11 protein-coding genes are annotated in these 12,805 nt (G+C 47.3%); 7 read left to right on the top strand and 4 right to left on the bottom strand.

From position 1 onward, the window contains the following. Window positions 1-16: 16 nt before the first annotated feature. Window positions 17-748 carry a sulfite exporter TauE/SafE family protein gene (locus tag AB8599_RS05550; protein ID WP_407332774.1) on the bottom strand — a complete coding sequence of 244 codons (732 nt, stop codon included), beginning with the start codon at window positions 746-748 and terminating at the stop codon, window positions 17-19. 160 nt (window positions 749-908) lie between these two features. Here AB8599_RS05550 and ltaE point away from each other — a divergent pair, with 160 nt between their 5' ends. The 4 genes from ltaE to AB8599_RS05530 all read left to right on the top strand — a co-directional run bounded on the left by ltaE (window position 909) and on the right by AB8599_RS05530 (window position 6,393). Further along, a complete protein-coding gene (gene ltaE / locus AB8599_RS05545; RefSeq protein ID WP_407332773.1) occupies window positions 909-1,919 on the top strand; it encodes a low-specificity L-threonine aldolase in 1,011 nt (336 codons plus the stop codon). A 91-nt stretch (window positions 1,920-2,010) separates the two neighbouring features. After that, window positions 2,011-2,952 (top strand): DUF808 domain-containing protein, encoded by a 942-nt coding sequence (locus tag AB8599_RS05540; protein ID WP_407332772.1) that lies wholly within the window; start codon window positions 2,011-2,013, stop codon window positions 2,950-2,952. Between the two features lie 106 nt (window positions 2,953-3,058). Next, entirely contained in the window at window positions 3,059-3,826 is a 768-nt protein-coding gene (locus AB8599_RS05535; RefSeq protein WP_407332771.1) for a 3-hydroxybutyrate dehydrogenase, read from the top strand. 200 nt (window positions 3,827-4,026) lie between these two features. Beyond that, window positions 4,027-6,393 (top strand): Lon protease family protein, encoded by a 2,367-nt coding sequence (locus AB8599_RS05530; RefSeq protein WP_407332770.1) that lies wholly within the window; start codon window positions 4,027-4,029, stop codon window positions 6,391-6,393. Between the two features lie 161 nt (window positions 6,394-6,554). Here AB8599_RS05530 and AB8599_RS05525 read toward each other — a convergent pair whose 3' ends face one another. The 3 genes from AB8599_RS05525 to AB8599_RS05515 form a co-directional block, all read right to left on the bottom strand. Continuing rightward, complete coding sequence (locus AB8599_RS05525) at window positions 6,555-7,940, bottom strand: TRAP transporter large permease subunit (protein ID WP_407332769.1); 1,386 nt, start codon at window positions 7,938-7,940, stop codon at window positions 6,555-6,557. After that, complete coding sequence (locus AB8599_RS05520) at window positions 7,927-8,469, bottom strand: TRAP transporter small permease subunit (protein WP_407332768.1); 543 nt, start codon at window positions 8,467-8,469, stop codon at window positions 7,927-7,929. Before AB8599_RS05520 ends, AB8599_RS05525 begins: the two co-directional genes overlap by 14 nt. Window positions 8,470-8,538: 69 nt before the next feature. Beyond that, window positions 8,539-9,591, bottom strand: a complete 1,053-nt coding sequence (locus AB8599_RS05515) for a TRAP transporter substrate-binding protein (protein WP_407332767.1) — start codon at window positions 9,589-9,591, stop codon at window positions 8,539-8,541. 228 nt (window positions 9,592-9,819) lie between these two features. Between AB8599_RS05515 and AB8599_RS05510 the strand changes: the two genes are divergently transcribed. The 3 genes from AB8599_RS05510 to AB8599_RS05500 all read left to right on the top strand — a co-directional run bounded on the left by AB8599_RS05510 (window position 9,820) and on the right by AB8599_RS05500 (window position 12,782). After that, the gene (locus AB8599_RS05510) at window positions 9,820-11,193 is read left to right on the top strand and encodes a cache domain-containing protein (protein ID WP_407332766.1); all 1,374 of its coding nucleotides are present in this window, start codon (window positions 9,820-9,822) and stop codon (window positions 11,191-11,193) included. A gap of 59 nt (window positions 11,194-11,252) precedes the next feature. Next, entirely contained in the window at window positions 11,253-11,903 is a 651-nt protein-coding gene (locus tag AB8599_RS05505; protein WP_407332765.1) for a response regulator, read from the top strand. 189 nt (window positions 11,904-12,092) lie between these two features. Then, window positions 12,093-12,782: a hypothetical protein gene (locus tag AB8599_RS05500; protein WP_407332764.1), complete on the top strand. Its 690-nt coding sequence runs from the start codon at window positions 12,093-12,095 to the stop codon at window positions 12,780-12,782. Window positions 12,783-12,805 lie beyond the last annotated feature (23 nt).

Genomic DNA, 12,805 nt, shown 5'->3' with positions numbered 1-12,805 from the left:
TTGGGTAATTAAAGACTTATCGAGACTTGAAGAAAAGCAGATGCGCCGCGCTCAATGAGATAGCACATCGAACAATGACTTTTAACTGATCTGCTGAAATCTTCGCAAAGACTTTGTACCCAATGAACATACCGACAAACAAAGCAGGCAAACCAACCGCACTGGCTTCCAAGGTTTCCATGTTCACCAAGCCAAGGCTGACCAAACCCGCCATCTTGAGTATATTCAGCGTCAAAAACGCCCAAACACGGGTGGCAACGTAAGCGTGTTTTTCCATTTTCTGCTCAAGCAAAAACAACCCCATCAATGGTCCAGCTGCATTGGCAAGCACACCGACAAATCCACAAAGGCCACCAGCAACACCTGCGGCATATCGATGGGAGAATATCGGTAACGGATGGTAATCAAGCCAAAGTGACAGACCAAGCAAGGAAAAAATAAGCACGCCAAGCATGGTCATGAAGGTGCTCGAATCAATGCTACCCAGCACAATGGTCCCGACAAGGACACCCAATGCACCAAACGGCACCAGCTTTGCCAATACGCTCCAATTCACATTCTGTCGATAGGTCATCACAGCGACTAAGTCCGTGAGCAGGTAGAGCGGAACAATCACACCGAGCGCTTCCGGCCCAGGAAAAGCCAGCATCATGAGGGGAAGAATAATCAGCCCTAGTCCTCCAATGGAGAATTTAGAGAAACCTGTTACCAAACACGCAAGCGAGATAAATAGCCACGACATCTCCATATTTGTTCCTTTTAGTGCCTTCCATTGCGCCTTTCATCATCAAATGTTGGATGGCTCAACATATAGACGTGGGCGAAATTCGCTATGTTTTGTAATTACTTTTTGAATGATCAGGAGTAGTCTGTTCGTTCGATCATAGTTGTAATCAGGATAGTTTGGAATGATTGATTTTCGCTCAGATACAGTAACCCAACCGGACCAAAAAATGCGTGATGCCATGGCAAATGCACCAGTGGGTGACGACGTTTATGGTGATGACCCGACGGTCAACGAATTAGAACGTTGGGCAGCAGAACGACATGGTTTCGAATCTGCGGTTTTTACGTCTTCTGGCACACAAGCCAACTTGCTCGGTATTCTCGCACACTGTGATCGTGGTGACGAATATCTGTGTGGGCAACAAGCACACAATTACAAATATGAAGCAGGTGGCGCAGCAGTGCTGGGCTCTGTGCAGCCTCAGCCTATCGAAAACAACAAAGATGGGACACTTTGCTTTGAAAAACTGGCCGCCGCCGTTAAGCCTGACGACGTTCACTTCGCACGAACCAAATTGCTCAGCCTTGAAAACACCATCGGCGGAAAAGTGCTTCCGATAAGCTATTTGGCACAAGCACGTGAGTTTGCCAACACGCACAGCCTTAAACTGCATTTGGACGGTGCTCGCGTTTATAACGCCTCTGTTGCTCTTGAAGTCGACATCAAAGAAATCAGTCAACATTTCGATTCTATGACCATCTGCCTATCTAAAGGACTCGGTGCACCAATCGGTTCCCTTTTGTTGGGTGATGCAGATTACATTCAGCGCGCGCGCCGTCTGCGCAAAATGGTCGGTGGCGGTATGCGCCAAGCGGGCATTCTTGCTGCGGCGGGCATGATTGCTTTGACTGAAAACGTTGAACGTCTCAAAGATGACCATGACAACGCACGATACCTGTCGGAAAATTTAGGGGCTATCCAAGGTTTCAATACCTTTATTTATCCCGTGCAGACGAACATTGTCTATGCTGATGTTGCGTCTCACATTGATATTCATGCCATTGCGAGCCAACTGAAAGAACACGGTATTCTTGTGTCGCCAGCGCATAAAGCGATGCGTTTTGTGACTCACAAAGACGTAACAAAGGCAGATATCGACAAACTGCTATCAGCCATCGAGCAGCAATTGTAACGCGCTCGATGCGATAACAACGTATACCCAAACCAGTGACAACAAATAGAGGCGGTTTCCCGCCTCTAATCATATGTAATGAGGAGACCCCATGGCTGGAGCTAGCCTGCTTACTTTGCTCGATGACATTGCAACCATCCTTGATGACGTCGCACTCATGAGCAAGATGGCCGCCAAGAAAACTGCTGGCGTATTGGGTGACGATTTGGCTTTGAATGCCGAGCAAGTCTCCGGTGTGAAAGCAGACCGAGAACTGCCTGTGGTTTGGGCGGTTGCCAAGGGCTCCCTCCTCAATAAGCTCATTTTAGTGCCTGCCGCTCTCGCAATCAGTGCCGTTGCTCCATGGCTTATCACACCGCTGTTGATGATAGGTGGTCTATTTCTTTGCTTTGAAGGTGCAGAAAAAATCATCCACACATTTTTCCATCAGAAAGATGGGGACGCGGGAAAAGCCCAACAGCAAGAGGATAATACAGATTTCAACACCGCTACATTAAACGCCGCCGAGTATGAAGCGCAAAAGGTGAAAGGTGCCATTCGCACCGATTTCATTTTATCGGCCGAAATTATCGTCATCACTCTGGGCGTTGTATCAGAAAGTACCTTTCTCACCCAAGTCATCACACTGTTTGGGGTCGCCTTCATCATCACCTTTGGTGTGTATGGCTTGGTGGCAATCATCGTCAAAATCGACGACGCAGGCTTATACCTGAGCAAAAAAAGCGGCGTAATTATCCAAGCGATAGGTCGCGGCTTGTTAGGGTTCGCGCCCATCTTAATGAAGGCCCTCTCCATCGTGGGCACCGTTGCTATGTTTTTGGTCGGTGGCGGCATTCTAACGCATGGTGTGCATCTTCTGTCTGAGTGGATCAGCGATGCTGCGCGCGAAACCGCGTTAATCCCGTCATTAGGGAACATCATTTCTGCCGTGCTTCCGACCTTACTGCATGGCCTTATTGGGGTTATTGCTGGCGTGATTGTTGTTGGCATTGTGTCACTATTTAATAAACTTAGACCCAATAAAGCACATTAGTTGCAATCACCCCTATGATTACTGCCGCTATTGCGTACTACTGCGGATTGACGCTTTCGTGACTCGCGCTTAGTTTAAATAGAGACCTAGGTTATGGAGAACACGGATGACGACTAAACACGTTTTTATCACAGGTGGTGCAAGTGGCATTGGTTTTGGCATGGCACAAGGATTTGCACAGGCGGGTTACCGCGTCACTCTTTCTGATATCAACACTGACGCACTAAACGAAGCGGTTGATGCGCTCAAGCGTCAATTTGATGTGCCCGTGCACGGTATAACGCTTGATGTAACCAATTCAGAGCAGATTGCGAGTGCACCAGATCGCGCCGGGGAGCCTGTCGACATACTAATTAACAACGCAGGCATTCAGTTTGTATCAGCATTGGAGTCGTTTCCGGAAGATAAGTGGCGACTGATTATCGACATTTTGCTCACTGGTCCAGCGATGTTAACCAAGGCTTTTTTACCGCAAATGTATCAACAAAACTTTGGCCGGATTATCAACGTAGGCTCGATTCACAGCCTGGTCGCCTCCCCCTACAAATCGGCATATGTGTCGGCCAAACACGGCTTGCTCGGTTTTTCGAAAACGATCGCCCTTGAAAGTGCAGATCATGACGTCACCATCAATACGCTGTGCCCTTCCTATGTCAAAACGCCATTGGTTGAAAACCAAATTCTTGCACAGGCTAAAAATCATCAAATCAGCGAAGAAGAAGTCATTAACACCGTCATGCTTAAGCCTATGCCTAAAAAGGCCTTTATCGCGCTCAGTGAGTTGGCCGATACAGCCTTGTTTCTCAGCTCACCAAGCGCTAAGAACATCACAGCACAAGCCATTGCGATCGATGGCGGCTGGACAGCTCACTAACTTTCTATACCCAAAGTGTCCAACAGATCCCCTTCAACACCCTTGACCTGAACACTTTTCGCGCACTTGTTCACCTAATACAGTTGAATAAAGTGCGCCAGCCCACATTGCCAACACTTCCCCGCTTCTTTATCTCAAAATCAGTAAGTTAACAGCGCTACACTGGTTCTATACCAAGAAATCAGTGTAAGGAGAGCGCTATGACACACTCACCATTAACCAGTGACAAGCTCTATCGCACTTCACAGCTCAACAGACTCAACGTTTCTTCAACTAAGCATCTTGAGCCTTTAGACGAAATCGTCGGCCAAGATCGAGCACGTCAAGCCGTTGAGTTCGCGATGTCAATTCAAGAAAAGGGCTACAACATCTATGCCGTAGGCCAAAATGGTCTTGGCAAACGCACCATGGTCATGCGTTATTTAGGACGTCATTGGCAATATAGCCACCCTGTTTACGATTGGTGTTATGTCGCTAATTTTCAGGATTCGCGCATGCCAAGTGTGCTGCAATTACCTGCAGGCAGAGGGCTAAAGCTCAAGAAAGACATTGAGAAGTTGATGGCTCGACTGAGCAATTCTCTGCCCATGGCCTTCGACAACGAAATGTATTACTCCCGAGCCGACATTCTCAAAAACCGTTTAGCTGAACAGCAAGAAGGTGCGCTTGAAGAGTTAAGTGAAGGTGCGAAAGCGCAAAACGTCAGCCTTTCGATCACGACCACCGGTGATTATCAGTTCATTGCGCTAAATGGCGAAGAACCGCACACAGAAGAAACCTTTGATGCATTGCCAGAAAAAGAGCAAGCACAGTTTGATACCGTTATCCGAGAACTGGAAGTACAGCTTCGCGGGTTAGTGCGTAAGCTGACCGAATGGGAAGAACAGTTCGCCGAGAAACAACTAAAACTGGATGAAGAAGTTGCCACGGACGTGGTCTCTCATGTATTCAAGAAAATAAGTGAAACCTATCAAGATTTGCCACAGGTAAAGAAATACCTCAAGGCAATGCAAAGCGATATCGTCGACAACCTCGATATTTTCTTACAAGAAAGTGAAGAACAGGCTGCACTCGCCTACGCAGCATTGGACAAAAAGCTCCCTCGTCGTTATCAGGTTAATGTATTGGTCGCACAGGATGAAGACGTGCCACCTGTCATTGTTGAAGACAGCCCGACTTATCACAATATTTTCGGGTACGTAGAAAATGCCACCTACAAAGGTACGGTATTCACCGACTTCTCTCTGATCCGCCCAGGAAGCATCCACCGCGCGAATGGCGGTGTATTGCTTATCGATGCAGTAAAAGTGCTGGAGCGCCCTTATGTTTGGGATGGTTTAAAGCGCGCCCTCAGTTCACGCAAAGCCAGCATGAGTTCATTGGAACGAGAAGTGACCTTGAGCGGAACTATCTCGCTTGAACCAGAGCCTGTTCCTTTGAATGTCAAAATCATCCTGTTCGGTGACTACAAAACGTACGCACTACTGCAGCAATACGACCCCGAGTTCAGTGAACTGTTTCGTGTCACGGCAGACTTTGAAGATGATATGCAGCGAAACGATGACAGCGAATTGAAATACGCCAAGTTTATTTCCAGCATTTGCCATGACAACAGCTTGTTACACTGCGATCAAGGGGCGATTGGTCGAATTATTGAGCACAGTTCACGACAATCCGGCGATCAAGACAAACTGTCTCTGCACTCCTCAGACATCGCCAATTTACTGCGCGAATCTAACTATCAAGCACGCAGTGGCAACTCAAACCTGATCCGTGCTTCGCATGTCGAAAAAGCACTGGCGAGTCGTGATATGCGTGTCAGCCGTTTACGCGACTATGTGATGGAAGGCTTCTCAACAGGCACAACGCTGATAGACACGAAAGGCACCAAAGTCGGCCAAGTCAACGCCCTTTCCGTGCTTTCCACCAACGATTTTAGCTTTGGCGCACCAAACCGAATTACCGCCACAACGTCGTTTGGTGAAGGAGATGTATTAGACATTGAGAGAAGCGTTAAGCTTGGTGGCAACCTTCACTCAAAAGGGGTCATGATCCTCACGGCTTACCTTTCATCACTATTAGGTAAAACCGCAAAGATCCCGCTGACCACACGCATCACCTTTGAGCAATCGTACGGTGGCGTTGATGGTGACAGTGCATCCATGGCGGAGTTCTGCGCGGTGATTTCGGCCATTTCTGGCGTACCATTGCGACAGGATTTGGCCATTACAGGCTCCATGAACCAGTTTGGCCAATCACAGCCCATTGGTGGCGTGAACGAGAAGATCGAAGGTTTTTTTGATGTGTGTACCATCAAAGGCCCGAAAGCGACGCAAGGCGTGATCATACCGCGTTCAAACGTGCACAACTTAATGCTGCGCAAAGACATTATCCATGCGGTCGAAAAAGGTAAGTTCCATATCTATGCCATCGACCATGTGAGTGAAGCCATCGAATTGTTCACGGGAATGCCAGCAGGCAAGTTAGAATTAAAAGGTAAGTTCAAGTCAGGCACCGTGCTCCACGAAGCGTACAAACAACTCGAAGCACTGCGAAGCGAAGACTAATCAACGCTGCCCTTAAAATAACTAAACACTAAACAAAACAGAGGCCGACATGATGTCGGCCTCTTCTTTTTTTGCTGCTTATTGATTTCTTAATGGCCTACTGAATTTTTCAGTGGGTGATGATAAGGCTATCCCCCATCAGCAGATGACCCATAAGAAGATTACCCATAAGCGATGGATGGCAACCATAGAATTAGGTTTGGCCACACCACCAGAACCACTAAGGCAATAAGCTGAAGGATAATAAACGGCACAACGCCTTTATAAATGTCTATCAGCCTCACTTCTGGCGGACATACCCCTTTTAAGTAGAACAAGGCGAACCCAACAGGCGGTGTCAAAAAGCTTGTTTGCAGTGCCATTGCCACCAGCATCACAAACCAAACCAACTCGGCATTGTCCAACCCTGGATACGTGCCAATATCCAAATCAAGTCCCATTACAACTGGCGCCAGCAATGGCAACACAATCAAGGTGATCTCAATCCAATCGAGAAAGAAACCCAGTAGGAAGATGACCAGCAGAATAAAAGCAACAATACCATATGGGCCAAAGGGCAAGGCTTCAAACGCTTGCTCAATGAACTCATCCCCACCCAATTCACGAAGCACCAATGCAAAACACGTTGCGCCGATAAATATCGCGAAAATATACGCCGTGGTTTTGTAGCTATCGAGCAATACGTCTTTCAAGACGGCCAAAGAGAAACGCTTGTAATAGACCGCAAGCAAAATCGCCCCAAATGCCCCCACGCCGGAGGCCTCTGTCGGCGTCGCAATACCGGCGAAAATCGAACCCAACACCGCAATGATCAGTGCAAATGTCGGTACAATCGCTTTGGCGACGTCCTTGATGACGCCCCAATCAGCAGGCTTTGCGTTTTCTGGTAGCGGTGCTGCTTGCGGCTTAAAAACACCGATCAGGAGCAGATAAACAATGTAAATTGCACCAAGCATCAGGCCGGGGAACATTGCCCCCATGAACAAGTCACCCACAGACAAACCCAGTTGATCGGCCATGATCACAAGCATGATGGAAGGCGGCAGCAAGATCCCTAGTGTGCCAGCAGAAGCCACGGTACCCAGCGCCAAAGGTAAACTGTAGCCTTGCTTCATCATTGCGGGTAAGGACATGGTTGCCAACAAAACCACTGACGCACCAATGATCCCCGTTGAAGCGGCGAGTATGATACCAATCGCCATCACAGTGATTGCCAGCCCCCCGCGAACACGGCCAAACAATGCCTGCATCGCTTGCATTAGCCGGTCAGCGACGCCAGATCTGTCCAGCATGTTACCCATGAAAATAAACATGGGAAGCGCCACCAAGATCCAGTTGTCCATGATTTTGAATAGACGGTTAACGACCAAGCCTATTGTGGTGAAATCTAACCCTGTCCACGTATCAAGATACAGGTCGCTGTAATAACCGATAATGGCAAAGGCAACACCTACGCCACCGAGCACCCAAGCAACAGGGATACCGACAAAAAGTAGCAAGATAAAGCTGCCGAACATCGCCAGAATCAGAATTTCATTCGCTTCCATGCGAGCCTCCCTGACGCAACACCGCAACAGCACGAAGTAGTCGAGCCAAACTGGCAAACGCTAGCAGTGCAATACTAAATGGAATGGCCGATTTAATGAGCCAACGCCATGGCAAACCAGAGGGCGCATTGGAACGTTCGCTCACTCGCCATGCTTCATACACAAAGTCGAGTGAATGAATGAAAATGACGTACGTAAACGGCCAAACAAAAAACAGAACGGTGATGATTTCAATCCACGCTTTCTTTCTTACCGAAAAGCGGTGATAGAAGATATCGACTCTCACATGAGTGCCGGTGATTTCGGCATAAGACAACCCGAACAAGACACCAATGGCATAGAGATGCCATTGCAGCTCTTCCAATGCAATCTGGCCATTGTTGAAAACTTTACGAAGCACCACCTGCGTGATGATTACCGCAATCAATAACAGATAGCTCCAAGCAAACGTCCGTCCGACGATCCGAACGACTTGTTCAATGCTGTCTGCAAGCGGTGAGGCAGGAAGTGAGTGAGAAGGCTGGGTCATAACTTGCTCCTTCACCCAAGTTAACCACGAATAATCGGGCAGCGTCCTGCTGCCCGAGCCATAAACGTATTAATTGCGGGGAAGGAAAGCTTTTGATTCCCAAATTTGGTAGTTCTGACGGAAGTCAGACATGTCCTTCCATACCTTGTTGAAGTAAGGATCTGCTTTTTGTTCTTCCACCACGTCAAGCCATGTGGTTTGGAACAGGTTCAGCATGTCATCATTCCAGTAACGAAGCTCTACGCCTTGCTCTTGCGCTTTCTGCATCGCTTCAAACTGCATAGATTCGCCTTCTGCGATAGAGTTGGTCATTGATGCCAAACACAGTGTTTCCAGTGCTGACTGCTGATCTTCATCCATCTTGTTCCATGTGTCTTTGTTGATCAAAAGCTCAAAGACCGTGGCTTGTTGGTGCCAGCCCGGGAAGTAGTTATATTTGACGATCTTTTGGAAACCTAAACGTTGATCAATCGCTGGCTGGGAGAACTCACTGGCATCAATAGCCCCTTTCTCTAGCGCACCGAAAATCTCACCGCCAGGCAACTGAACCGTACCCACACCCAGTTTTTCCATGACCTGACCGCCAAGGCCGAAGAAACGCATGGTCAGCCCTTTTAAATCTTCCGGCTTCTCGATTGGCTTTTTAAACCAACCAGAGGTTTCTGGCGAGATAATGGCACAAGGCAGCACTTTCACGTTATAACCCGCTTCATCATACATGCCTTGATAAAGCTTCATTCCGTTCCCGTAAAACAACCATGCCATATATTCTGGCGCTTCAGGGCCAAAAGGCACAGCCGAGAACAGCGCTGCTGCCGGCATTTTGCCTTGCCAATATCCTGCGGTCGCGTAGCCAGAATTCACTTTACCACTGGAAACTGCATCAAGAATTTCAAGCGGTGCAACCAGTTTGCCCGGCTCATACACTTTCATTTTGATGGTGTTTCCAGTGACAGGTTGAATACGTTCAGAGACCCACTTAATCGGGGTGCCCAATGCAGGTAAGTGCGTACCAAACGCAATAGGTGTTTTTAACAACACTTTGTCTGCCAAGGCAGAACCTGAAACACAAAGTGTTGCGATAGCAAGTGCTTTTAAAGTCGTCGAAAGAGGCTTATTCATTGTCCACTCCTTGGTGCGCAGCATCACTGTTTCGAATGTATTGCGTTGCTGCTTTTCTGGTTGAGGTTTAGAGCACATTGAGACTGTTAATAGTTTGTTACCATCTAGCCTATCTCTGCCACTTAGAAAAAAATATCAGTTAGAAAACGGACTTACTGTCCATAGCATTGCGTAGTAGGCATACGTATTTTCACGTAATCGAGTAGAAACCTAACAACAAACGGAATTATGTTGACGAAGTTATTAGGCATGAACGCCCCCATTCGGATCAAAATCCTAATTTTGGCGATGCTGCCGTTACTGTTGATGTTTGGGCTAATTATTGGGTTGGTGGTGATCCAATCTGACGCGCTGTCTAAGAATCAGGCTAATCTGATCCGCTCTGAGACCTTATTGTCCAAGAAACAAGAGCTACTCAAATACGTTGAACTGGCTCGCGCCTCTATTGCGCCAATTTATGACACCGCTAACGAAAATGATGATGGCGCAAAGCAAGCAGTCATCGATATTTTGAATAGCCTCACTTTCGGCGAAGACGGGTATTTCTTCGCTTACACCTATGATGGCACTAATCTCGTGTTGCCTTATCAACCTGAAATGGTCGGTCAAAACATATGGGATGTCGAAGATAACCGCGGGTTCAAGTTGCTTCAGGCGCTCATTCTTGCTGCGCAACAAGGCGGAGGGTTTGTCGATTACTATTGGCATAAACCTTCGCGAAAAGAACAAGTTAAAAAACTGAGTTACGCCATCGGATTGGATAAATGGGGTTGGATGGTCGGCACGGGTGTTTACATTGATGATATCGACACGCAAGTAGCATCCATACATGGGAAAATCGATGAGACTATCAGCAAAACCTTCATTGGCCTGGGTATCGCCCTGACTATCACCATCGGCATTATGGCAAGCCTTGCCACCAGCATTCACATCAGTGCGCGAGAAATGGCCGATAAAAAGCTTCAAGTCTTGAACCGACAGCTGATTGAATCTCAAGAAGAAGAGAGGACTCGTGTTGCCCGTGAATTACATGATGGTATCAACCAAATTCTGGTCTCGGTGAAATACAGGCTCGATAACATTAAAGACGCGAAAACCAATGACGAACGAAATCACAATGTCGCGCTTGGGCAAGCCACACTCAATGAAGCCGTCAGAGAACTTAGACGTATTTCGAAGGATTTACGCCCTGCCCTGTTGGATGATTTGGGCTTGCTGGCCGCGTTGGAAGATCTGGCAAAAGAAGTCACTGAACGTTCATCGATGCATGTTATTTTCGAGCATCATCTCAACATGACCGACGTATCAAAATCTGCTGAAATCGCCCTCTATCGAGTAGCGCAAGAAGCACTGCATAACGCTGAAAAACATGCACATGCGAAGGCCGTCGACATTATCCTCCAACAAGAGGAAAGTGACATTGTGTTAACCATTGCCGATGACGGAGTTGGGTTTGATGAGCACAAGCTGAACCATTATTCCCAGTCGATGGGATTAAAAAATATGCGCGAGCGCATTGAGAATTTGGAAGGCACTTTTTCGATTAGCAGCTTGAACAACCAAGGCACTGAAGTCAGGGCCACGCTCCCCATTGCACATTAAGTTAAGTGAAAAATAACAGCTAAGGGATCAGCAGTGGCAATGCTACAAGGAGAGAACCAATGACCACGCTTTTACTCGCAGATGATCATGTACTGCTTCAGGATGGACTGATAGAACGACTGTCCAAGCAACCTCAGTTCAGCATTTTAGGTGCCGCGAATGACGGTAATTCTGCCATAGAAAAAGCCCTGTCTTTGAAGCCGGATATCTTGCTCACAGACATTTCAATGCCCAAGAAATCGGGGCTCGAAGTGCTATCGGTTTTAAGAGACAAAGCGCCTGAGATCAAAGTGGTGATCCTCAGTATGCATAACAACAAAGAATACATCATGAACGCCATGCGAGGCGGGGCGAAAGGCTATGTGTTAAAAGACGTATCGTCGCAAGAATTGGTACAAGCCCTCGATATCATCGCCAATGGCGGTTCTTATTTCAGTGCAGGAGTATCGGAAACCCTCATGGAAAGCATGAGCGAACTCGAGAACAAAGACCACGATGACAACCTTCCCACCCCCCGAGAAAAAGACGTACTGATCCTCATCGCCAATGGTGCCTGCAATAAAACCATTGCCAGAGAGCTGGATATCAGCGTGAGAACTGTCGAAACCCATCGTCTTCGTGTCAAAAAGAAACTCGGGGTCACATCAACCGCTGGATTGGTGAAATATGCATTTGAACAGGGGTGGGTCAAACAAAACGGTAGTGATTAAACCAGCCTTAAATACTCAGCTAATCGGCCAATAGCCACACCATCAATAACAAAATGGTGAACCATGACTCACCCAAATAAGTTACGGAATTTGCACAATTATCTTACGTTTTCTTGATATGAATTAACGACAAGTTTTCCCAAATTGGTATGGTGTTACCTATAGCGAGCACATTGGTGGAGAGTTGTTATGCATCAGGAACAATTCCCTGTCCCTGAATATCCTGACTTAGAATTTGGCGATATCTCGTTTCAAACGCTAAGCCAAAAAGCGCCGGATTTTATCGCCACGTCAAAGTGGTATGCTCGTTTGAGCATCTCTATGGCATTTCTGCTATTTGCCGTGATCACCATAATATCCTGTTATTATTTCGGGTTGACGGACGATATCTTCTTCATCGCGACACTCAGTGTCACGTTACTGCTCTATTTTATCTCCATGCCCATGCTCACTCGTGCTTACACAAAGTCCGAACGAATGAACCGAAAAATAGCTCAAGCAAAACATGCTTTTTTCGTCAGATCTTTGGCCAATACATCACTAGAAACGCGCTTACAAGTCGCGAACCGCATTTGGGCTGCACTTCGTGGCGAGAAATGGACAGACTGCATCAACTACGCGCACACATTAGACAAACCTCGCACCGTATATTGTTGCCAACAGATTGGCAAAATTGCCTCTAACTTGACCCATACTGACCCAGAAATTTTCTGCGATGCTATGCTTAAAACAATGAATAATCAAAGAGGTAGCATTCACTACTTCTTCGACATTCTTTCAATGCTTGGCGAGCAGCAGTTTTACGACGACCATGAAGAACAGAGAAAAATCCGCGGAACGAAGAAGTTGATGCTGGATGATATTTTCACGCACCGCTAGCCAAGCGCCCTTTCACTCCAAAC

Source organism: Enterovibrio litoreus (genome assembly GCF_045679545.1).
Taxonomy (GTDB): domain Bacteria; phylum Pseudomonadota; class Gammaproteobacteria; order Enterobacterales; family Vibrionaceae; genus Enterovibrio.
This window is presented reverse-complemented; position numbering and strand designations above follow the sequence as displayed.

Excerpts from the sequence above, each read along its gene's own strand:
- AB8599_RS05550 (WP_407332774.1), bottom strand. The coding sequence starts at position 748 with ATGGAGATGTCGTGGCTATTTATCTCGCTTGCGTGTTTGGTAACAGGT.
- ltaE (WP_407332773.1), top strand. The coding sequence starts at position 909 with ATGATTGATTTTCGCTCAGATACAGTAACCCAACCGGACCAAAAAATG.
- AB8599_RS05540 (WP_407332772.1), top strand. The coding sequence starts at position 2,011 with ATGGCTGGAGCTAGCCTGCTTACTTTGCTCGATGACATTGCAACCATC.
- AB8599_RS05535 (WP_407332771.1), top strand. The coding sequence starts at position 3,059 with ATGACGACTAAACACGTTTTTATCACAGGTGGTGCAAGTGGCATTGGT.
- AB8599_RS05530 (WP_407332770.1), top strand. The coding sequence starts at position 4,027 with ATGACACACTCACCATTAACCAGTGACAAGCTCTATCGCACTTCACAG.
- AB8599_RS05525 (WP_407332769.1), bottom strand. The coding sequence starts at position 7,940 with ATGGAAGCGAATGAAATTCTGATTCTGGCGATGTTCGGCAGCTTTATC.
- AB8599_RS05520 (WP_407332768.1), bottom strand. The coding sequence starts at position 8,469 with ATGACCCAGCCTTCTCACTCACTTCCTGCCTCACCGCTTGCAGACAGC.
- AB8599_RS05515 (WP_407332767.1), bottom strand. The coding sequence starts at position 9,591 with ATGAATAAGCCTCTTTCGACGACTTTAAAAGCACTTGCTATCGCAACA.
- AB8599_RS05510 (WP_407332766.1), top strand. The coding sequence starts at position 9,820 with ATGTTGACGAAGTTATTAGGCATGAACGCCCCCATTCGGATCAAAATC.
- AB8599_RS05505 (WP_407332765.1), top strand. The coding sequence starts at position 11,253 with ATGACCACGCTTTTACTCGCAGATGATCATGTACTGCTTCAGGATGGA.
- AB8599_RS05500 (WP_407332764.1), top strand. The coding sequence starts at position 12,093 with ATGCATCAGGAACAATTCCCTGTCCCTGAATATCCTGACTTAGAATTT.